This window comes from Acidobacteriota bacterium, assembly GCA_012517875.1.
Lineage (GTDB): Bacteria > Acidobacteriota > JAAYUB01 > JAAYUB01 > JAAYUB01 > JAAYUB01.
In genome coordinates, this window is record JAAYUB010000153.1 from 1 (window position 1) to 24965 (window position 24965).

The 24965-nt window shown below is 65.7% G+C and carries 3 protein-coding genes; 1 reads left to right on the top strand and 2 read right to left on the bottom strand.

Features of this window, described 5'->3' with window-relative positions; translation table 11 throughout:
- Positions 1 to 11837: hypothetical protein (locus GX414_15155; GenBank protein ID NLI48439.1), on the bottom strand; the 11837-nt coding region annotated here is incomplete at its 3' end.
- A 180-nt stretch (positions 11838 to 12017) separates the two neighbouring features.
- On the opposite strand from GX414_15155, the gene GX414_15160 reads away from it, so the two are divergent.
- Positions 12018 to 12245, top strand: coding sequence for a hypothetical protein (locus GX414_15160; protein ID NLI48440.1), 228 nt, complete (start codon positions 12018 to 12020; stop codon positions 12243 to 12245).
- A 718-nt stretch (positions 12246 to 12963) separates the two neighbouring features.
- Here GX414_15160 and GX414_15165 read toward each other — a convergent pair.
- Entirely contained in the window at positions 12964 to 24729 is an 11766-nt protein-coding gene (locus GX414_15165; protein NLI48441.1) for a hypothetical protein, read from the bottom strand.
- Between the last annotated feature and the right edge of the window lie 236 nt (positions 24730 to 24965).

Here is a 24965-nt window from a genome sequence, read left to right on the forward strand (position 1 = left end):
AGGTTGTCGTTGTCGTCGTAAGCGTACCGCGCCGCAAGGGGCACGTCGGGCAGGCCCGCCACGTCCGCGCCGGGCCAGTTCCATGACTCCTCGCTTATCCGGTTGCGCCAATCGTAGGCCAGGGTACGCTCCCGCCCGGCCGGATCGGCCGCCGCCGCCAGGTTACCCACTGCGTCATAGGCGGACGCCCAGGCCGCCCCGACAAACGGCACCGCCGGCCGGCCCGCCTCAAGGCCCGGGATCTCGCCCGCGACCCGATCCCACTGGCGATATGCGGTCATCCGGTCCCACGGGTCGTAAACCCGTTCCACCACGCGGCCGGCCGCGTCGATCTGGAACCGCACCGGTCCGGCCAAGTCGTAGATGTAGCGGGTCGCCGCCGTCACCGCGGCGCCGGCCTCGGCCCCCTGCACCACTCCGGTGGGCCGGGACAGCTCGTCCCAGCCGTACAGCGTCCGGTGCCCCATGGGCGAAACAACCGCGCTCCGCCGGCCCAGGCCGTCATACTCGGTTGTGGTCTGCAAGACATCGGCGTCGGTGGCGCTGACCTGTTCGTTGCGGCCGTTGTAATCGTAGGTCCAAGCCGGGCGCACGCCGTCCCCGTACTTGGCGTCCAGCCGCGGGCTGTATTCCCGGATCCGGTTGCCGGCCGCGTCGAAGTCGTACCGCCACCGCGCCGTGGCCTCGGTTTCGGACGTCGCGCCGGATTCGGCATCGGCCAGCCGCAACCCAGTGGTCGTCTCGACCTTGCGTCCGGCCGCGTCGTACGCATGCCGGATGGCGGCGTCGGTGGCGTCGCTCTCCACCACCAGCCGATTGTCGGAATCGTACCAGCGTCGCCACAGCGTCATCTCATCGGCGATGCCGCCGTAGCCGGTCGCCGCGTCGTAGAGGGCCGCGTCCACCGCACCGCGGCTGGCCGCGATCTCGCGGCCCAGCGGATCCAGCACGATCCGGGTGAGCCGATCCATGGCATCCCACTCGAGGCGCTGGAGCAAGTGGTCCAGGTAATCGATCCGGACCGGCCGCTCACTGCCCGCCGGCTGCGCCGCCCCGGCCTTGCCGCCCACCGGTCGCTGCTCCACGGCCTCGCGGAACTCGGTCATCCGGCCCAGCGCGTCATAGCCATAGCGGCTGACTACGCCGCGGCGGTTCATCTCCAGCACCTTCCGCCCGCCGCCGTCGAAGCCGAAGCGTTCCTCGCGCGGCAGGTCGCCATTTTCCGGGAACACCGTCAGGAATTCCCGGCCGGTGGCATCCAGCTCATGGCGGGTGATCCGTCCCATGGCGTCGGTGTCGGTCCACCAGGAGGCGCCGTCTCCGCCGGCGACGAATGGACTGTACTCGTACCGGTGCTCCTCGGTCCAGACGGATTGGCCATCAGCCTCCCGGTGCAACCGCTCGGTCACGGGTCGGCCCACCGGATCATACTGGAACTCCGTGAGCAGAACTCGACTCCCGGCCCGGTCCACCTGGACCGCGCGCCGGCGCACGACGCCCTCCCGAAAGAACTCCTGATCGATCCGGAACCCTTCCGGATCCTCCGTCCGGACCAGCCAGCCCGTGGGCGCATGCCAGAACCGGGTTTGCCGCCCCAGCGGGTCGGTCTCCTCCCGCCGGTGGCCGAAGGCGTCGTAGCGGACTTCGGTCACCAAGAGCAAGCCGTCGGGATCGATTTCGCGGCGATGGAGGCGGCCGTGGCCGTCGTGGAGCGTGCGGGTGCGCACGCCGGTCTGGACGTTGGTCTCCTCGCTCCACTGACCGGCACCGTCGGCGTAAGAGTAAGTCCAGTCGTAGGTGTCCCGCCCGTCGGCGTCACCCAGGGCGTTGCCGGCGGTGCCGAGCGTTTTCCGGAGGGGCCGCCCGGCCGCGTCATAGCGGAAACGCGTCCAGCGGCCGCGGGTCAGGTCCCGCTCCTCCACCAGATTCCCCGCCGGATCGTAGTCGGATTCCACCACCTGCCCCAGGGCGTTGGTGACGGCGATCCGCCGGCCCAGCGCATCGTAGGCGTAGGCCATCACTCCCCCCGCGAAGTCCGACTCGGCCACCACCCGCCCCTCGGCGTCGTACTGCCAGAAGCGGGCCCAGCGCCCGGCCGCCTCCGGCGGCCGCGCCACCGGTTCGGCCGGCGCCCCGTCGTCCGGTCCCACCGGCCCGGCGATCTCCCAGGCCAGCCGGCCGTGGCCGTCGTAGAGGAAGCGCCGCAGCCGGCCGGCGGCGTCGCGTTCCCAGGCCTTCCGGCCGGCGATGTCCCAGCCCTGCCGGCGGACGATCCGCCCGTTGACCTGGTGCTCCCGCTCCAGTCCCCGCTCGTCGTAGAAGAAGGCGTGGTGCAGCGGCCGGCCGTCATCGGGCGTGACGGTCTCGGCCCGGGCGACCAGGTTGCCGTTGCGGTCATAGTCGCTGGTCTCCCGCAGGACGATCAGGCTGCCGTCAACCGGGTGGGGGAAGGTCACCTGGCGGCTCCGGACGCGATCCAGGCTGTCCAACTCCACCTGCTCATCCAGCCGAGCCAGCGGATTGCCGATCTCCTCCACCACCCGCGTCCGGACCTGGCCGCCGGGATAATAGCTGGTCGTTTCCAGATAGTCGGGCGTCGACGCCCCGCCCAGGCCGTCGGTCACGCGCACGGCCACCGGCCGGTGATACGCGTCGAAGCGCCGGTGCTCTTCCCGGCCTTGGGGGCCGCACTCGTACGCGCACTCGCCCCAGTCGTTCCACTCGCGCCGGGTCACCCGGCCCGCCGGATCCACCGTCCGGGCGGGGCGCCCGTGCCGGTCGTGGTTTTCGAAGCGGGTGGCGCCGCCGCGGGGATCCACCGTTTCCACCAGGTTGCCGGTGGCGTCCCAGTGGAACCGGGTCTGCAGGTCCAGGCAGTCGTCGCCGCTCCGGAACTTGTGGGCCAGCCGGCTGAACGACCGGAGCCCCACGGGGAGCCCCTTCCCCAGCCCCTGGGCCGCTTCGGCCGGGACGTCCTCGCGCACGGCCGTCACCCGGCCGCGCTCGTCCAGGAGCCACCGGTGGATGGCGCCGGCGGGGGTGATCTCCAGGATCTTGCGGTTGAACGTCTCGTCGTAGAGGAATTCCCGTACGATCGGCTCGGCGCCGGCGACGGCCGGATGCTCGGTGACCCGGATCTCGTTGCCGCCGGCATCGTACTCGTGGCGCACCGTCCGTCCGTCGGGCAGCTCCTCGGACTCCTTCAGCAGTTCGCGCGCGCTTGTCCGCCAGGTCATGCGGGTGACGCTGACGACCGGCTCGGTCGCCTCCGGCTCGGACGGGTCCATCGTCACCGTCCAGCGGATCGACTCCGGCGCCCCGAAGTCGTTGAACGCGTATTCGGTCGGGTGACCTTCCGGATCCTGCACGGTGGTCCGCCGGCTGCGCCGCAGGCTGTCGTCACCCCACAGTTCGTAGACGTAGTCGTACGCCACCGCCCCGTCCACACCAAGGCGGAGGCGGGCCACCCTCTGGCCGTCGGAGTGGAAGAGCCCGTCCGGCAGGTATTCGATCTGCGTCCGGTTGTCCGGATTGGGGCCGAGGATCTCCAACAGTTTGCACCGCTGCCGGGCGTCCGCGTCGGCGCCGTACCGGTACTCGGTCACGATCGGTTCGACCTCCCCCCCCACACCTGTCAGCCGAACTTCGGCCAGGCGCTGGCAGGGATCATCGTAGGCATAGGTCGCCGTCACCCCGATCTGTCCGTCCCGGTTCACCAGGCGGGCTTCCGGCAGGCGATGGCCCAAGAACACGTCTTCCGCGTCGTAGGCGAACTCGATCCGGTTGCCGGAGCTGTGCTCGATCCGCCGCACCAGGCCGGGCTCCACAGCGTCGTAGATCCAGGTGAGCCGGTTCCCGTCCAGATCCTCGATGAAGCGGATGTTGGTGGTGCCCGCTAGATAGCCGCTCTCCAGCGGCGAGAAGGGGTCCCGGAAATGGTACCGGACCCTGGTCTTGGTGTAAAAATCAAAACTGCCGTCCGGATTGGGCGTCAACTGGCAATGGAAGCCCCGCTGGGGCACCAGCCGGCCGTTGATCCGCCGGAAGCGGATCCCGGAAGCATCTCCCCCGTAGATGATGTAGTTCTCGGAGTCCTCCCGGACCAGGGCGATCCGGCTGGACATCTCCCAACCCGGGCCGGCGGTCCCCTTCGGATTGAAGGCGCCGCTGGCCCAGGTGCGCCGGAGCGACAGATCCAGGCCCTTGTCTTCCAGAAATAAATCCTGCCGGTCGTGCAGCAGGAAACCTTCCGACAGATCGACACCCTGGACAAAGGTCTTGCCCACGCTCAGGGACCGGGCCGAGTGATAGCCCACCCGCAGGAGACCGCTGAAGGTGTCCGTGACGGGCTGACCGCCGGCCATGAGGTTCAGGGCCTCGACTTCGAGCTCGAAGCGGTAGTCCCCCGGATCGGCGAACACGCTGGCATCAGGCATCTGCCCCGGCGGGAAGAGGCTCACCGACTGCAATTTGGTCAGTGTGTCCACGTTGTAGACCGTTCCGATGTGCCGCTGATAGATCTCGATCTCGGCGGCGTCCACCGTGCGGTACAGACGGGCCGTCTGCACCCGGATGGGAAAATTCGGAATGAAAAATATCGGCGGAACCTGTTCCCGCAGCTCGATGCCGCCGGTTTCCTCGAACAACTCCCGGGGCATGGCTTCGATGGAGTAGGCCAGGAAATGGGTCTTCAGTCTCAACAACTCCTCGAAACCGACCTTGACCGGCGGGGATTCCAGTACCTGATCGGAGCCCTGGCCCATGATGCCGACGCCATCCAGTCGAACCCAACCGCTGAAATCGGCTGGCAACTTCTCGGGCGGCAAGCCGCAGTGCCGGTCGATACTGCGCGGCTGGTAGGCGGTTCCGGCCGGGATCAGCACGCAGCGCAGATCCGGAACGGCGGAGTCGACCTGGTGGAACTCAAAAGCGGCCTCCAGCGCTGACATCACGACGCTTTCCGTTTGCCCTGTAAACTGGGGCGGATTCACCTTGTAATAGAACCGAATGTCTGCAGGCACCTGATGTAGAATGATCTGACTGTCGTTGACATCCGCCCGTTTGATCACCGGCACCTTCAACGTGTACACCGGGGCTTGAGCATCCGCAAACCACTCCATGCCAATCAACTCGGGAACCAGATCCATCGCCACCAGCGCCACGCCCCCCTGCTGGCCGCATCCGGGCGCCGTGTAGATCAGTCCGCCATCGACAACCGCTCGACCCGGAATCAACCCGTCCACCGCGATGCGACGGGAGAGAACCGGTTGTCCGTCCCGAAAATCCGACAGCTGCATCCGGTACATGCCACCGGCGGCAAGCAGATACACGCCCGCCCGCCCCACCGCCAGATCTACCAGTCCGCCTTCGGGGACCGGTTCCGTCCGAAGATGGGTGAGGACCAGGGCCTGCATCTTGATGGTCAGCCCGAACACGTTCAGCGTCAGCTGACCCTGGCTGGACAGGTTCAGTGACACCACCAGCGGAGTGCGCTGCGCGTCACCATGGGTGTCCACGTACGCGGACGGCGCGAAGACCCGCACATGCCGCGCCACGGGGACACCGGGCACCTCGGCCAGCAGCTTCACCCACGCCAGGCACCCCGGCACCGTCTCCAGATCCCGCCGGCCGTCGTCTTCCAGAAAGGTCAACATGGAGCGCCGGGTGTCCTCGCTGTGACTGTCGGCCACCGCGACGATCCGCTGGAAACGGCCGCTGGTGTTCCCGTCGCCCGGCGGCCAGTCGAAGACATCCAGATCCATGCACAATCCCGGTGTCGGCAAGTTTTCCGACACCGACTCGTTGAGACCGCGCTCGGGCAACAGGCACTCGGCCAACGGCGGCAGGCCACGCCCGGCCGCATCCCTGGTGGCATCGATCAGCCGGTTCAGCGAAAATTTGAACACCCCGGCATTGACGACCGCGATATAGACGTCATCGCCCAGCCAGCGCATCCGTGCCGGAGACAACGCCGTCTGCGGCCGGGTCAGCGTGGCGGCGCCCATAAGCTTCAGGGCGTCGGGATGGCCTCGCAGCAAATCCTGGGTTGCCGCCGCATAGAACAGGAGGCCGGAGCTGAACGCCAGTCCGCCCGGCGTGGTGATGAGGCAGACGCCGAGCTGATCCCCCTTGTCGTCCAGCGGTTGGACCTGGAGATCCAGAACGTGGAGCGGAACCGGCTGGCGCACCCGCAAGGCGCCCCGAGTCGCGATGGAATAGTCGTAAATCTGCAGTTCGGAACGCTGCCAGGGATTCTCGCTGCCCGTATCGGCCACAACGAAGACCAGCGGCCCCAGCTTCTGAATCAACGTGGAATACGGCGGCCCGGCCTGCCCCTCATCCACCACTTGCGGTTTAAACGTGCGGAAGGGGATGCGACAGACGCCGTCGGCGGTGTACGTGTCGATCAGCCGGGCCTGACGGCCCTCCGTGTCCACGAGAAAGGAGCCGCACTCGATAATCAGGCTGTATGCGGTATCCGGCTTCAGCGGTTCTCTGGGAATCAGACGGACACCGGCATGATATGTCTGGGCGCCCACAGGGTAACTATCCAGCCAGATTCGATCGAGCGGAACGGAAGCCTGTGCATCGCCCTGTTCCTCGATCCGGATCCGCTGCCAGGACGGCGGCGCACATGCCTCCAGGGTCACCGGCTCGGAAAACAGCAATTCGAACATGGCATGGCAGGACGTGAACCGATACTCCGGCGAGGGCACCACCCGGATGAGTTGAGGATCCGCGCCCGGGATCGGTTGGGTATTGCCGGTCGCTTCGGACGCCACCACCAGGACATGCTCATCCCGGGCGGTGGAGTTCCCGCTCAGGTCCTTGACCACGATCCGGATCCGATGCGCACCCAGGATGCTCATCAATTGGAAATCGGACGTAAAACCGCCGGCCGGATTGCCATCGACCTGAATCTGCCGGTCATCGATCTGAACGCTGATCTCGGCCAATGGTTCGTTGACCGTCAGGGTGACCCGCAGATACAAACCCTGCTGGATCAGATGCAGTCGGTTGACCGTGTCGGACCATTCGGCATCCGGCACGAACTTTCCGTCCGCAAGCTTGTTCGCCGCCTTGAGGGCCAACGACTCCACCACCGGCGGCACCTGTTCAACGCCGGCTTCACTGCTGAGATAGACTCGGCACGAATACCCGTTGGCCGGGAGATATGCTCCAAGCCAATCGAATGCTCCGGGCAAGATCCGGGTAGCCGGCGCCTGACCGGACCAGCCGGTCTCCGGATCGACCGCGATCACACGGGGAAAGGGCTCAGCGAGCAAGCCGATCAGGGCGAACGATCCATCCTCTTGGGTGCTGGCCGTGTATCCATACTGATCGCAGGAGGGCCCGAATACCACCGTGGCGCCCACGACGGGCTTCTCCTCGAGCTCACCAAGAGTGTTCGGGATTTCCGCAAGCACGTGCCCGACAACGACAGCCATCTGGACGGGGTCGTAGCGATAATACTCAATCACTCCCTGCAGAACGCACAAACCCGAGAACGGCGGACAATCATGCACCAGTCGGCCGCCGCGGACCGTGGCCGTACCCAATACCTGGTGCATAGCCACACCCGCGGCCGTCGTCCCCCGAGTCAAGAGACAGCGGCCGCCGTCGGCTAGTCCGGAGGCCGGGAATGAGACGTTGATTTCCCGCGCGGTTTTGCCTGAGAAATCGCTCTCTAAAACCACCGCCCCGATATAGCTCAGATCCCCCTGAATCGGCCAGTGAGGTTGGGTCGGCGACTCCAACCGGGTCTTGAGCCGCACGCGGTACGGAAGGGCGGCAGTGGGGATCTCGAGGATCAGGCCTCCCGGGCCGGCCACGGTGCCGCCATCGGGGCCGACGTAGTAGAAACCGGCGGTATCGGTGATGACCGGATTGCGGATGACAGTCTGGGCGCCATCGGCAGTCTCGATCACCACCCGCACATCATCGTAGGGTGAGCCGGTGATGGTCACGGACAGAACGCCGCCTGCGCAGCCGGTGAACACGCGCACCTCGCCGGTGGTCTGGTTGATCACCGTGAGCCGGCCACCTGGTGGGATGGGGCAGCCCGGCGCGGATACGGTCAGCGTGCCGGCAGCCGGATCAGCGGTGATGGTCACGCCGGGCACGGCGCCGCCACTGCCGCCGGCGGCGGCGGTGAAGGCGAACGCGTGGGCCGCAGCCATGGTCCGGCCCCAGCGGTTGGCCACTTCCGGTCCGATGATGACAGTGTGAGCTGCGCCGGATGCGAAGGGTACAACCGGGGTGGCCACGACGGTCCGGCCATCGTCGCGCAGGCTGACCACGCCGGTCAGGGGCACTCCGTCGATCACGACGTCGGCAGCGGATACGCTCACCGCATCGAGGACGTCGTCGAAGGTGATCCGGATCTCGACGTCGGCCGGTACGTCGATCTGGCCGTCGAATGGGCTGGTGGCCGCGACCGCCGGCCGGCAGGGCTCCAGCACCAGGTCCAACCGAACGGCGCCCCAGGGTGCCGGCCCGGTCAACACGGTCTCAGCCTGAGCTCCGACGACATCGTCAACAGCCGTCACGTCCACCATCTCGCCCGGATCGGCGAAGGTCTGCAGGAAATAGCTGCCGGCGGCATCCGGTGCGGCCACCACCGGCGTCGCGGCTGAGACGACCAATGTTGGATCCGGCGTTCCCGGCGGCGGCAGACCGTCCGCGCGGGTGATGAATCCGACGGCGAACACCGGCGGTCGGTCAAGCCGGCAGAGGACATAGTCCCCCCCGGCGACCAGTCCGGGCGCAGGAGTGCCCCCGGGGAGCACCGGCAGGGTGACCACCCGGCCGCCCTCCCGCTCGGCCGGACAAGCATAGGTGTAGTGGATCGCCGGGCCGCGGCGGATCAGCCGGTACAGGGACAGGAGATCTCCCGCAGCGGCGGGAGCATCCAGCTCCACCCGCGCCTCCGGTGGGAGTGGCGTGCTGGCGGCCAGGTGAAAGGCGGTCAGCGGTTCCAGCGCTTCGTCGCCGGGTGGCGGCACATCCAACGGGTCGAGTGGATGGAAATCGATCCAGGTGCCGTCCGGGAGTTCCGTGGTGAAGATGATCCGGTTGCCACGCTCGTCGATGAGTTCGCTGGCCGGACCGTCCAGGACTACTCCAGCGGTCGACTCACGCCGATTCATGACATCGACATCGATCCGGCCCTCGACCAGCAGGGCCGGCGGGAACTCCTCGATTGGACAGATTGGGAATGCCGCCCGGAGTTCCCCGCCGGTTGCGCCGTCGGCCGGCCGGTATAGGACCACGTCCTGGACGTAGCGTTGGCCCTGCACGGTGGCACCAGAGGTCTGTGCGTACTCCTGACTGAATGCGGCGACCACCGCCGTCCCCGACGGCAAGGGCACGTCGCCCTGTACCCGCAGCTCGGCCATGGCCACCAGGCCGGTCCCGGCGGGGACCGCCTCGGGATGGACATCGCCACTGCCCTCGGCCAGTCGCTCGCCCAGTTCTTCAGCCAGTGGATCCAACCAATCGCCAACAGCCGGCCTGGCGGCCGGCGCAGTGGGCGGCGGATCGGCCACCGCCAAAAGGTACTGGCCGCCCCGGTCGATGTCAACGGCCATGCCGTCGGGACCCGTGACCAGATTCAGCGGTTCCAGTCGCTGCCAGAGGCCGTTGGACGGATCGCACCGCAGCAGCATCCAATCCCGTCCGGCCTCAGGCAGCTTCCACCTTGTCTCAAGCCGGGCGGTCGGTTGGAAGATCAGGTCCCATGGGTGCACATCCAGGGCGCCCCAAGGCGCCCAGCCGGGGCTCAGCAACTGGGCCAGGCACTGGTCACCGACAGCGGTGACGGACACATCGGTGGGACCGGCCAAGGTGCCGGCGGGCACGACCAAACGGGCACTCCCGGCGTCTGCGGGCACCTCGCCGCCGGATGCGTTCACCGCAACTGCGACGGCACGCAGGGCTAACCGAGCGTCGAGAACCACCGTGCCGATGCCATCAGCCGAATCGGCGGCGCGGAATACCGGCAGGGCGCCATCAGTGTCCAGTCGCACGGTCACCGAGCCCGGCTCGACTGGCAACGCCCAGCCTCCCCGGGCATCGGTCACGGCGGTGGACGACTTGTCCAGCCGGCTGACCCGGACAGCATCCAGCGGCAATCCGGTGTCGCCGCTGTAGACCTCGCCCAGGAGCCAGGCGCCGGTGGCCATCGGGTCCACTACCGGGACCGATCCAGTAACTGCCGCCGTATGGCCGGCCGGATCGATCGCCCGCAACCGGAACGTCAACTCCGCCGGTGCGTCCTCTGGAACCCCCACCGGGACCGCCCAACGGACAAAGAAACCTGGCTCGATCATTGAAGGCTGTTCGGGCAGCTCCGGCGGTATCGGCAGCCCGTCCACCTCCAGCGCCACCTCGGCCACGTCCACCGCATCGGTTACCGTGATCCAGGCGGTGAATACCCCGCCCCGAACCGCTGTCGACGGCAGTTGCAGAGACAGCCGCGGCTCGGTCAGGTCCACCGGAACGCTCACCGCAGTCTGGATGGCGGCGGCGCCGCGCTCCCCGACTGCAGTGATGGTCCGCTCATAGCCTTCCGGCAGTGCGACGGCTGCGGTGAACCGGTTGTCCGTGATTGCCGCCGGGCGACCATTGACGGTGACCAGTTCCACCGACGGTGTGCACGTCCCCGTCACCACCACAGGTAGTTCGGTGATCCACTCATTCGGCGGCGGTGCGGTGATCGTCACCCCCAATGACACATCCACCTGCACCGTGACGGTGTCCGAAATCGTCGCCCAGGGACAGCCGGCAACAGCGGTTATGGAATTCACTCCATCCACAAGTGCCACTGCAGGACATCGGAACATGCCGTTGTCCATCACGGTGGTGATGCCATTGACCGTGACCCAATCCGCCCACGTGGAAACGGTTCCCGTCACATCTATGGATGATTCAAACAGCTCGGCGCCATCCTCGGGCGAATCGATCCGCACTTCCAGCGGCGGGTGAAAGTGCACGATCACCGAATCTTCGGCGCTTCCACCATCGGCCGTAACCGCCCGGGCGACCAGGGTGTTGGCCCCAGGCGCCAGTGGGACCACGGCCTGGAATGCCGCACCGTCGAGCACCGCATCAATTCCGTTCACGGTCACCGTGACCACCGATCCTGCGATCACCCCGGCAACTGTCACCGGTGATTCGAACAGGGTCGCGCCGTCGGCAGGCGACTGGATGGTCACACGGATCGCCTCCGTCACGCTGAACACAGAGCCCACCGCTTCACATTCACCCATCCGGACAATCACCCGTCCGGTACGAGCACTCTCCGGCACGCAAGCCACGACGAGCCCCGCCGAGACCGACACAAGTTCCAGAGCCGTTTCGCCAAGTCCGATCCAGTGCCGTTCGGGGTGTCCGGGATCGAACCCCCGGCCATAGACAGTCATCCGGGTACCCGGCGGACCGGCACGTGGATCCACCGCGTCGATGAACGGTCCCAGGGAGCAGTCTTTGCCATCGGCCGGCCAGTCCTGTCCTTCCGGCAGCGGCGGCACGGCGCTGTAGAGATCGCCACGTTCGCGGCCGAACATCATGAAAGTGAATAGCGGTCCATCGGACTCAACCCGGATGAATCCGCCCAGATGTTGCACGACATCAAAAAATTCGGTAACCAGGTGGGCCGCTCGGCTGAACGGTGCCAGATCGACCTCTGTCGCGGCCACTTGCCGTCCGTCCTCAGAATACAGCGCCATCAGGACATGCGTCGGATCGGCAAAAGCATTCACCAGAGTCACGCCGGTCACCCAACCCAGGCCCGCCGCCACATGGCTGAAAAACGCCGACTGGGACGGTCCAGTCAATGCCGGCATCACGGAAGCCGACCCGCCACTGTGCCGGATCACCGCGGCGGCATAAATGTTCCCCTCCAGAGCATCGCTGCCAAGGACCAGGTAACCCGAGGCCAGTTGATCCGGGGGTAATCTCCATTCCGGTCCGACGTCGAACTGCCGGCACGTAAACGGATCCAAGATCACGGTCGCATGAAGCCGTTCATCCGCACTTCGACCATCCGGCTGAGCGGTTATCGCCATACTGACAGGCCGGCTGCCGGGATTGATCAGGTACAGGGCGGTCCCGTAGCCATCCCCACACGCATAGTGGGGTACCATCAATCGCTGCGCAGCTTTCAGCGGATCCATCAACCCCGCAACCACCAACTGATCCGCGCCGTCAACGGCCAGAGATCCGGTGAACGGAAAACTGCCTGACAGGCGAAGATAGCCGCCTGCGTTTCCGGGGAAAATGTCAGCCAGTCTCAGGAGGGCGCATCCATGCGCGGGCAAGACAAGGTTATACGACGGAGAGGGCTCCTTTCCCGCTCCTTCCCATGATAAAGCGATTGTGTTTTCAGCCTGGCTCGGATTCACCAGCCCCAACCAGTGGCTTTCGTCCGGCTTCCCCGGAATCGGCACAAAGAACTCATTGGCTGGCTGACGGAGCAGATTGATGCCATCGCACCGGCTCAAAGATGAATCGTGGATTTGAAAAAAGGCATAGACATCGCCGGTGGATTCCAACCTGACCGAGGATACGGCGCCATTCCATCCCGGGCCAAAGAGATCGTGGAGATATCGGGGGTACTGAACGCCGGGTGTCAATTCCAATTCCACCGGGTTGACTAGACCAGGCCCTGTCCTGGGTTGTCCTTGCTCATCCAACAGTGTCAGGCTGACCGAACGGGTTCGCACCGACGGATTGAACAAGGCCAATCCGGTTTGCAAGTCGGGAGGAACCGGAGCCAAATACTGCTCCCGAGTCACGCCGGCAGAATAGGCCCACATCCAACAGCAGCCAATCCACACCCATAACGCGCGCCCCAAAGCACATCTTCTGCGGCTTGTAGCTATCCGGCGCTGCATTCGTCTGGTCATCATTCCAGTTCCCCAATCCCCTGGATAATCAGATATTCCGCCGGACAACATGCCGTCACGGCTTGCAGGGATTCCCGTCCTCTGATTCTCCGACTGTCACCACCTGCTCCACCAGCACATCACCCAGACGTATGTACACATACCCGTCGTCCAACACCTGCAAATATTCCGGCGTCTCGGGATTACCTCTGTAGATCCAAATCCAGTAAGCGCCCGGAGGCAACGCACACAGGCGGACCAGACCACCGGCATCCGATTGACCGCTCAGCGCCCAGGGTTCCAACTCGTTGGTGTCACCGATCTCGGCGTAGACTCCCGCCAGCGGTTGTCCATCGATATCCTGCAATCGAAGGTGCAATTCAGCGCACGTTGGGCTGCACGGTGCAAGCGTCACATTGTCTGCGGTCAGCACGCCATCGGGCAGAACCAGCGTCGCGCAGTAGAATCGGCGCTCCCGGTCCCAGGCATACACGTCATAGGCGGTCTCCGGAGCCACACCCAACGCCTGCCAGACACCCGCAGGCAGTTCAGCCACATCGAGCAGAGCCGGCGGCAGATCCGGGTCGGCCGGGACGAGATCCAGGTCGGTCACCGCCGACACCAGCTCACCGGCACCATCCATTACGGCTCCACTGACCACCGACCATCCGGTCATCATATCGCCCAGATCGGTTTCCGGCCCTGTCAGGGTGATCTCCCAGGTTTCGCTGCCGTCTCCCTGGCTCGGCGGTCCATCTAGAATCAGGCGCGCCCGGCCGGTCGGAAAATAGCCGAATCCATAGAACCGGCCGGTGTCCTCACATGCCGACCAGCCGTAACTGACATATTCGCCGCTGGCCAGCTGGCGTTCCCACCGCACGAACGCACTTTCAGGTAGCGGTCTCAGAAATGCCGCCGACCACAGGCGTCCAGTGACCATATATTCAGAACGCGGCGGGATCTGCACGTCGTCCAGTATTAATTCACCGGCCGGGAAGTTGATATCCGTCCTGTGATAACCACCGGTTTCATCCAGCGCCTCGAGCTGATACCCCTCCCCCGGCTTCATGCCCAGCACCGTAAACCGACCGAGCGCCACGAGAACCTGATTCGGGTTTGAATAGTAGAAGAGGTTCGACCCATCCGGCTGATGGGCGTAAACATTCACCCACAGTGGAATGCTCTCGATCGGCAGTCCAGTTTCTTCCGCAACATCACCAGAAACGGCGGTCACCCCGGTTTCCAACGGGATGGCGGCGCCACCGGCGGCCGCAACATCCACCAGGATTTCATCCTGCCCGTCACCTTGTGATTCCGGCCATGGCACCACCAGGAGCGCCCGGCCGGTGGGCAGATGGTTGGAACCGAAATCAAAGTACCCTTCCTCAACCGTGCAGGCACTCCCCAGAGGATAGAACTCGCCCGATACCGACTCCGCCCAAAGTTCCACTGGCCATTGGATCAAAGCGGCCCTGGCGCCGGCCGAGAACGCATTACCGTAGACAGCATACAAGTTCACCGGCAGGAGATGGATATCGGTGAGCACCAGTTGATGAGCCGGGAGCGTGACGGTGGCCCCGTAAGCGTTTCCGCCCGCATCCCAGGCAATCACATCGTAAGTCACCCCGGGTTTCGCTCCCCGGATGAACCAGTTGCCGGAGGATTGGTTGGCAGTTGGCTCGCTAAGATCCGATTCATGCGGCCGGACCTGCAATCCGACCAACCCGGTGACAGGAGCACCGCCCGCGTCGCGAGCGTCACCGCGTATCAGGCTGATCCGTGTTTCGAGCAATACAGTGGTCTGACCCGCCGCAGCATCCAGATCGGTCCAATCCTCTCCTTCCCCCTGGCTGCGGGGCCAGCGTGAAAGAATCCGCGCCCGACCCGTGGGCAGGAACGCATTGTTGAACCTGAAGGCGCCGTCGTAGCCGGAACTGATTGTCTGCGTGAGCACATATCTCCCGGCCGCTTCTTCCCGCAGGAGTTCCACGCTTTGATCCGCCAGCCTGGTGATTCCATCAGCGGCTCTCACGATGCCGGTGACGGTGTATTGGCCGAATGCGCTGGATATCACAATCAGCCGATGCACACCGGGTTCGAGCACCAGCGGTACTGCCGGTGTGCCTCGTCCGTCTACCTGGGCTGTATACTGAAGGTCCATGTCAGCCGGCAGGCCCGGGAACAACGCCTCGCCATCATCCCCAGTCCTGTGTGCCCAATTTAGAAACGCCGGAAATTGCGTCGAACGGACCTGAACTTCGGAATCCGCGATCGGCACACCTGCCTGGATTTCTGTGCGAACAGTCAGATCGGCACCGCCCCGATCCAGTACCAACGCGTGCAGGTCCAGGCTTTCGTCTGCCGGCACCCGAATCAGCGTCTCGAACAGCCATCGGCCGTCTGGGTGCTTGGCCAGGATTTCCAGATCGATTTCTCGGAGCGGATCCAGGTACACAAACCGCCCGTCGGCATCCGTGGTGCCGGCATTAACAGTCTCACTGTAACTGTTCCGCCTGAATATTAAAATGGATACACCTGTCTGGCCGATGCCCAGGTGGTCCACCACGCGGCCAGTCAGGTAATCTTGTTCTAGAACCATAGTGACGGCCGTTGTACGAGCCGCCGTCACCGTGACCGGTTGGGTGGCAGTACCAAATAGGGAGGTCACCGTCAGCAGGTAATCACCGGGCAAGACACCCGGAATCAGTCCGCCGCCACGTGACACCCGGCCGTGCCGGACACAAGCATCACCTGCCCGTTCCAATCGGAGGGTGCCATCAGGAAGCGGGTCGCCGGTGCTCAGGGTTACTGTCACGGCTACCGCACCGCTATCGGACAAGACAAGCAGCTGGTCAACAGCCACCGGCTCGTCTGCGGTAAGCAGCACCTGGCTTATCGTCAACCAGCCACACTCCGGCGATCCGAAGATAATATCCGTCAGGCCCAATGGCAAAGAACGCGGCGGCGACGTCGGCAGAGATTGGAAAACACCCTGCCAGTCTGTATCGGCGACCCGGCAACGGCGATATGGCACCGCTTCGCCGCGCAACAGCAAGGATTGCCCGGCCAATGGGTGTTCGTCTGGTGTAGCGTCCAGCAGCCGGCCGGAAACACCGCCCACCAATGACGGGAGTTCGGGTGACGAGGGATCCGCCCCGCCAGCCCAGTTCAGATTGAGCACTTCGCGCCACCGTTCGTCCGGCACCCCGGCTAAAATCTCGGCCGGACAGGCGGCCAGGCGTTCCAGCGTCTCCACCGCATCGGATCGTGTCGGCTGCGCGGTCACACCCACGGCCAGGCCCAGCCGGCCGGGCATGCCGGGGGCGCCTGCCGGAATGACCAGATCGGTCCATCGCATGACCAATTGGCCGGCAGCGATCTCGACTGCCGACGGTGCCCGTGCCGTCTCCGCTTCGGCGAACACGACGCCCAGCGTGGGCATATTGGGCTCCATGGCGTCGTCCTTGTCCGCATCGTCGTCCAGCACCAGCCAGCGGTCCGTACCCCCGGAATCGACGACGGCATCTCCACTGGATGTGGCGACCACATCCCAGTTCAACGCCTCCGGCAGCCGGAACGTCATCTCGATTGCAACCGGCACCGGAGTCAGTGCCGTATTACCCAACCACTCGACTACGCGTGCAAAATAACCGTCTGGCGGAACGAATATCCGTTTTTCCCAGCTTAGATCGTCCGAACCCAGATCCCCGGTCAGGCGGATTTCATGACCGTTCACGGCCAGCATCCCCTCCGGCTGTGCCGGCATGACGTGGGACATCCCGTCCACCCAGACCGTCACTTCCGGAACCAGGACATCGGTCATCGGCTGGATCAGCGGATCCCACTCCAATCCGCCGTCTGTCTGGATGCGGAAACTGTAGTCATTGCCGTCTTTGACCGTATGCGGCAGAGCGACAGTTCGGACCACCTGGAATGTACCGTTGTACCGGGCGACGTTGCCGAGGGAATCGGTCACTGCCACACTCCAGACGTTGTCGCCGACGGCCAGCATGTCGTGATCCCACGGAACTTCGATGTAGATCCGGCCGTCATCGAGTACGAATTCAGTCCGGGTGCTCCCGTTGACGGTGACCACGAGACTGTCCGCATCCAAGTCGCAATTGTCCGTTACGTTGATGTCGAAGACGACCGTATCGGCCACGATACCCGCCCCCGCTGCCGGACTGGTCACGGTAATGATCGGCTGAGCTCCGTCCAGGGTGAATTCACTCAGGGCTTCCGCGATGTGGCCGGCGGCATCGGAGACCTTCATGTGAATGGTGTGGCCGCCGCCGACCAGCGGATCGGCGCCGGCGGGCGGATTCCAGACGCCTCCGGACGGGGTCAACTCAAATTCGGCCGTCCGGTCAACTGCATCGACTGTCACCCGGATGCCGGCCACATCGACGCCGGTGCCGTTGTCGCCGCAGGTAAATGCCAGCGGCGGCAGCGGATTGCAGAAATCTCCGGGACCTGGCAACTGCAGGGTCAGGTCAGGCGGCTGGCCGTCCCAGACAAAGTTGAAGCCGTAAGCAGGCGCGGTCCAATGGTAGATGTCGGTCATCGTGGCGGCGACATCGACTGGGCCGTCGCCTGCTGGCGCAAACGTTCCATCAAGACGCCACATGCCACCGCCCTCGTCGACCAGGGTGGTGTCAGGACAGAGCGCCCCGGCGGCGGTCAGTGTCCCGGCGGCCACCGGATGGGCCGATTGGAACCGGACGCTCAGTCCGACCGGGATGACATCCACCACCAGTGCCGCGGCCGGCTGGTGCTCCAGCCAGGTGACGGCCGACCGGCGCACGGTGAAGTCGCCGGACCAATCGGCATAGTTGCCGACGAGGTCGGCCACTTGAACGTTAAGAGTCCAGCTACCGTCAGGCAGCTCGTCGATGGGCCCACAGGCGGCGCCGGACGCACTGAGCTGGAAGATCTCCAATGCCCGGCCGACTCCGCCTGCATCGGTCAGAGTCAACTGCACCGATTCTGGATCGACGCCGCGCAGAGCGTCGGCAAACGTCACCGCCAGCTCGGGTCGGGGAACCGGAAACATCTGGCCGGACCAGGCTGCGGTGACCACCGGCGGCTGAGTATCCTGCGTGTCGAAGGTCCATCCATACGGCGCCGGCATGGCGTTACCGGCCACATCGCGCCAGCCATCGAGGACCACCCCATAACAGGCATCCGACTGCATACCGCCGTCCGGCAGGATATTCAAAATGTGGCCGTCAGGCGACCATTCCAAGGAAGCTGCCGCCGGCACGCCGTCGCGACTCCAGGCGACGATGCCACTATTCGGAACAATGGGTTCGCTGAAGGTGACCTGAACCGGCCCGGTCGGATCCACCTGGATGGCCCCTGCTGGCGGGGTTACCGTCGACACCGCCGGCGGCGTCAGATCCACGGTTCGGAAGACCAGCTCCACCACCGCGCCCAAGGGATTGCCATTGGCGTCGGGAACGTCAGCTTCAATCACCAGTCGATAAGCACGAGAGTCGGCCAGCCCCGCCGGAATTCCCTCGAAGACGATAGCGTCGACCGATGGCAGCACCGTCAGTCCGACCGGCCGCCAGACGGCGCCGTCGTAACTCTCTAACCGGATCCAACCGGGATGGCCGGTCAGCCACTCGGCTTCCAGAGCCTCGCTGAAGGTGACGATCAAATGAGCGTCCAGCGGCACGGCCGTCTCCGGCCAGGTGGTGCCACCAGACCAGTAGGAGACTGCGTCGACGAACGGCGGGGTCCGGTCCAAAGTCAGGATGCCCAGGTCAACCCATGCCTCGTCGTCCACACCGGCCACCGACACGGCCAGTTGCAGCCGGCCACCGAACGGATCGACCACCTGCAACCGGCCGGGCAGGACCGGCAGATGTTCGAAGACGAAGATCCCGCTGTCACCGGTGGTGGCCAGCCGTTCCACCTCGCGCCCGTCCGGCCGCCGGCCCAGCCAGCGCACCGTCAGGTGGGAGGCCGCGGCGCCGTCGTCGGTCCATAGCACACCTCGCAGGCAGAAGGCCGGCTCCAGAGCCACCACCAAGCCTTCAATCCGTTCCCCGTCGGCCAGGTCGCCTTCGGCGGTTCCCTCCAAGGCGTGGTGGCGGTCCTCGGCCACCAGACGGAAATGGCCGGCCGGCACCTCGGGGAAGAAGAAGGCCCCCTCGTTGTCGCAAGCGGTTTCCGTCCGGAATTCGGGCACTTCGGTCTCGAGCCGTAGCACCGCCCCGCTCACCGGGTGGGTGCCGGCCTGGTTCCAGACCGCGCCACCCAGGGCGCCCACCCCGCTGAGCACCATCACCACGTCGTCATCGGCAGGCACATTGATCGGCTGAGAAATCCGGTTGACGCCCGATCCGGTCCAGGCGGCCAGGGTGTAGTCACCGAACAAGACGGAAGCGAACCGGAAGGTCCCTGTGGCGGTGGCGATCTGGCGATAGCTCCGCCCTTCGGCCAATGGAAGCAGTTCGATCCGCGCGTACGCAGCGCCGCTGCCGTCGGCGGACTGGATGGTTCCAGCCAAAGTCGCCATCGGCGCCAGGGGCACTACCAGGCAGGCCGTCTCGCCCGGCTCGAGCATGGCCTCAGCATAACCGGCCACCCCGGACGGATCGGCCACCCGCACATCCACGCGGCCGCCGGGAACACCCGGAACGTAAAACCGTCCATCGGGACCGGTGGTTGTCTCAATGTCCCGCTCGGAATATGGCGAACCAGCACACGGATGGATTCCGATCGTGACCCGGCGGGCGCTCAGTGACGATGAATCGGTGCAGACGACCGCGGCCGGATCGCCGTCCACCACCACCCCTTCCACCCCTCCCAAGGGATCGAGGACCAGTTCCATCGATTGCGGATCGTACTCGACGGATGGGATATCCACCTCGAGAACCGCCCGGCGGCCGGTGGCAAAGTCCTCCGCCCGGAGGATGTATTGTCCGACGGCCACCGCCGGCAGGACGAAGGCACCCAGGTCAGCCATTTCGGAATCGGTCACGGTGGCTGCCACGAGTTGGCCGGCCGCGCTGCGCAGGGTGATTTCCGCCCCTGGCACAGGCGCCCCGTCCGGCGGAGCGCCGTCGCGAACGACGCCGTGGAGAGTGACCACCGGGGTCATCACCAGGTTGACGGTGAACATGCCACCGTCGCCCAGAATCTCGACGCCGCCGGTCGACGTCCGGACAGTCTCGCCGATCAAAACAACAGCGGACACCGTATAGGAACCTTCCCAGACAGCGTTGAATTGGAAGTATCCTGGATCGTCCGGTGCCCCGGTATAATCGGTGTCCCAAATGCTCTCGGCCCGGGCGCTCCAGGCGGGTTGTCCCTGCCGACTGACGGTCAACCAGGCATCCTGGAGCCGTTCTCCGTTGGCATGGAACAGGTGCACCTGAAGGGTGTTCTGCCCCAGCATGCTCAAGGTGACATCCATGTCGCCGTCGGCAGCGAAATAGAGTTCCCTCCACGCCCTGTCTCCGGTGTAGCCATCTTCAGCTTTGAGCACGTAGGCGCCAGCCGGCAGAGGTCCGGAAATGGCGAACCGTCCGTCCGCGTCAGTCCGGCAATCCCAGCACCGCCCGCCATGACCGGTCAGGGTCAGGGGAATGCCCGGCCGAACGGGTGTCACGCCGTCTCGTGCGTATAAGGTGCCGGTCAGGGTGCCGACCCCATCGGTGACGCCCAGCACCAGATCCACGCCGGCCAGGTCGGTTCCGGTGGCCAGGCCGCGCACTACCGCCGGCGGATAGAAGATATTGCCGGTGAACCGGATCGTGAAGGGACCGTCCCAGACATCGGTAAAGGCAAAGGTGCCGTCGGGGGCCGTCATTGTCCGGAACCGATCGGTCCAGTAGACCATCTCTCCGGTGGTTGCGCGGTCCAATCCGTCCAGGATCAAGGGCACACGGACTCCCTGGCCGGAAGCGTCCCGCACCTGGCCGGCCACTGTCCGACGGCCGCGCAAGCGAATCACCAGCGAGGTGCCTTCGGCCGGAACATCCACCGCTCCCGATTCCACCTCGCCGTCACACGCAGCCTGATACCGGTTGAGGCCCTGAGTCAGCCAGACCAGAAATCGGCCGTCAGCATCAGCAATTTCCGTGATACCGCTCAACCGGACGGTGGCTCCGGCCGCTGCGGCTTTATCGGCTCGGATGACGCGACCCTGGACTGGGGCCAGGGCGGCCAGAACTAATTGGACCTGATGGGCGCCGGCTGTGATCCAGACATGCTCCGTTACGCTGTCCCAATAACCAGGCCGAACGGCGGTCAACCGGTAGTGGCCGAACGGGATCGGCTGGACCCGGAATCGCCCGTCGCTGTCGGTTTCGAGATCGAGCTGGACTGTTTCCCATTCATCGGCCAGCTCCAAATGGACCGGCGCAAACGGGACGGCGTCCCAGGCTCCTCCGAAACCGGGTGTAACCACCCGGCCTTCGAGCGTGCTACCACCGGCAAACAGCACCTGCACCTCGGCAGTGCCGCCCGGCGCGACCGCGCCTTCGGCGGTGGCTACCGCCCCGCCGCTCGGGTGGATGCAGCGGATACGGAAAGAACCCCAAGGCACGGCAGTGAACGCGAATGCTCCGTCGCCGTCAGTCCACCCCTCGGTACTCCAAGCGGCACCGGGCACGCTGAGCGTCAGCCGGGCATAGGGGACGCCTCGTGCGCCGTTTGGCCCATCTTCCATGACCTGGCCTGTGACGCCTGCTCCGCCTGCCACCAGCAGTACCACTGCCGTGTCGTTGGGGCCAGCGATGTATCCGGCGCCTTCGATCCGCCGTCCGTCCCTGAGCCGGGCTTCAGCCCGGAACGGGCCCACGGTGACGTCGTCGGCATGGAAACGTCCGTCCCCATCCAACAGCGCTGGCTGGCATCTGCCGTCACCACTACTGTGGATTCGAACGCCGAGGATGCTGTCGATGGGTGTCCCGAGCTCGTCCACCACCTGGCCCACCACCGCCCCTGAACCGTACAGGATGATCTGGGGATGGAGCACCTGGCCATCCGCCTGGAACATCAGCGGCTCCCGCCGGCGGGAGCCTGTTGCCGGATCTCCAACTATCAGAAACAAGCCTGCCGGATATATGTGGATGAAATCCAGTTGAAACGTGCCGTCGTCGTTTCCGTCGAAACGGCTGAGACAGACATCCTGAATCCCCAGACCAGACCTGGTGACGGCCCACAACTCCACCGACGGTCTGACCACTCCCCGGCCATCGGGGTAGCGTACGCGTCCCTCGACGCGGCCACCGGCCTCGTACGGTGAATCCGGATTGAGAATCCCCACCGGCCGGGTGTCCGCGACGACTGCTCCGTCGAGGCTCTTCACCTGTCCGATGGCCAACTCCGTCGTCACAAACTTGCCTACTGGCCGGTTCACGGCAACGCCGACAGTGCGTCCAGAACCGATCGGTGCTGCCAGCAGCACCTCGTTGTCGATGCATTCGAAGTATCCCAACGCCTCACCGGCCCGAAACCCGACCGGCCGGTTGAACAAGACCAGCACCCCGCGTCCGAACTCGTCGGCACCGTGGAAAAGTTCCGGAGTCAGTTTCAGCACACACTCCACAACAAAGGGTGCCAGGGGCAGCAGGTGCTGGTCCAGTGGCGGCACAGCAGCCACGTTGTTACTGCCTTGTTGGATCTCAACGGCGACAGAAGTCCCTTGCAACAACATCGATGGAATCACCACCTGTTGACCCGGTGCGAGTTGGAAAGAGTACTTGAGGCTCTGGCACGTCTCCGATGACGCTGGACGGATGATCTCCAGCTCGACTGTTCCGCCGCCGGTCAGGGTGACTGAATCCCCATCCAGAGGGATCAGGCAAAGGAATTCCGGTCCGTCGCTGACGCGGACGACTCTCCCCCAATCGGATGCTGGCGTCAGTGCGGTCCGCAGAAGCGCAAAATCACCGCTGTATCCGGCGTGGAGAACGAGCGTGGCCGCCATGCTTGCCGGTTGGCCGGCTGGATCCAGGACAGCGGCGAGCGCCGCCATGAACTCAGCACCTCGGGGACTCGATTCCAGGGTATGGTGGAAGCCCTCGTCGTTCCAGGCGATCTTCGCCAGATCTTCGGTGAACGAAGCGGCAACAGCCACCGGATTCCGGCCAGCGGCGGTGGCGAGCCCCGCTTCAGTGACGGCCCGCGCGAGCCCCTCAACCGATGATCTCTTAACGGTTCGGAATGCAGAGGGCAACAGCAAGGGTTGGGTTCGGCTCAGCGTGTGGCACAAACCCAGGAACGCCAGCGCTCGGCCGTAGAGAGGTTCTCCGAGCCGCGCCGCCACGGGGGGCAGCACCAGTCGGTCCGGATTCATGGGTTGGCCAGCGGTGTCCACGCCGAACACCAACCGGGCGCCCACTTCCAGTCCGGCTGAATCGCCGGTGCCGTAATTGGCAGTCACCATGCCTGAGCGCAGCGCCCGAAAGCGGTAGCTCAGCACCACCGTCTCGCCCGGCGCCAGCACCGGGCGGCAGTAGATGGATGGATCGGCCGGACACGTGTCGTCCGTCGGGTAATCGGCGCCCAGCCATTCGACCCCGGTTATTGAGTCGGGGGCCAGACTCAACCGGAACCCGTTGGCGGGCACGTCCGACACGTTGGTCACATGGGCCTGGACGGAGTACGCGGCGCCGCGTTCGACCCGGTCGGGATGGATGAAGCTCAGCGAGAACCGCGGATTGTCGCGCACCGCCACTCCGCCCCGGGCCCGCCCCTCGATGGGCCAGCTCGGTTCGCCGGAGGCGGGCTCCAGGCGGCCGGCGATGTGGATGTCGAACTCGTGGTAGCCGACCTCGTGGCCCACCACGATCCAGCCCGCCGCGCCGGCGGCGCCGGGGGCGATCACCGGACCGGTGGCGCCGACGACGTCCTGGACCGCGGTGTTGGCATCGTCGGCGACCGGGGCCAGGCTCAGGGGGTCGCCCGGCTGCCAGTCCGTGCTCGCGGGGAGCGCCGCCTCCGCCGTCAGGTCGGCCAGGCGGTAGCCGCTCGCCGGCGGCAGGGCGTTGCAGAGGACCAGTTGGACGCTGAAGTGCCCGTTGAGGAACCCCACCGAGCCGGGGATGAGGATGAGACCGGGGAGGCGCACGTCGGCCGGCGGCAGGCCCGGCACCGCCACCCCCGAGATGTCCAGGTCCACCGCGCCGATGGCGCAGTCCCCCTGCCCCACGTCCAGCAGCCCGCCGAATTCGGCGGGCGTCACGGGGACGGCCGGCGACGCGTGGATCACGGGGAACGCGTACTCCACCACCTGCCCCTCGAGCTCGAACCCCACGACGAACTGATAGTTCTGGTAGGCGCTCTCGTCGAAGACGACGCCGGCGGCAAGCATCTCGGCCATCGTCATGGGCTCGGCGGTGACCCAGGCGATGAACAGGTCGCCGCCCACGTCCACGGCGGCGGTGTCGGGCGCGGCGTAGAGGAAGTCGCGCCCCGTGGCGAGGTTGACCAGCCGGATGTTGCGCAGGTGGTAGCGGCCCGGCGCGGTGAGGCCGTCCAGGAGGAACTCGCCGCCCACCGGGCACGCCAGCGCCCGCGGGAAACCCGGCGCGGCGGCCGGCGCGTACAACTCGGCGCGGACCTCGTAGCGGGACGCCAGGTACTCCCGGACGGCGCCGGCGTAGCCGGCGGCCGGATCGGCCAGCTCGATCCGGGTCCGGAGGCGCGCGGGCACGCCGGGCGGCACCACCTGCGCCACCGGCTCCACCTGCAGGCGGAACGCGGTGACCGGCACCTCGAAGCGGTGCAGCCGTCCGCCGCGGCCCTGCGCCATGGCGGCGGACGCCAGCAGGGCAAGGCCGACGCACGCGGCCAGGAGGCGCCGCGCGACGCATTCCGTCATCCGTTGTCGGCGTTCACCGCCGATCCGGCGCGGATGTCGCGGCATCCGCGCAACGTGGCGGCTCCGGCTTGCGCCGGCCCTCCCAAACACCCGTACCCTCCCCGGCCGGCCGGTACCCATCCGGCCCTGCCCGCCCGAAGGCTCACACTCCCAATCCGAGGTAAATTGCCCGGATTCTACCCAACCACATCCGGCCACGCAAGAAAAAATGTCAGCTTCGCGAAAATTTTATCCCG

Coding starts and splice junctions, on each gene's coding strand:
- GX414_15165 (NLI48441.1), bottom strand. CDS start 24,729: ATGACGGAATGCGTCGCGCGGCGCCTCCTGGCCGCGTGCGTCGGCCTT.
- GX414_15160 (NLI48440.1), top strand. CDS start 12,018: ATGAAGCCGTTCATCCGCACTTCGACCATCCGGCTGAGCGGTTATCGC.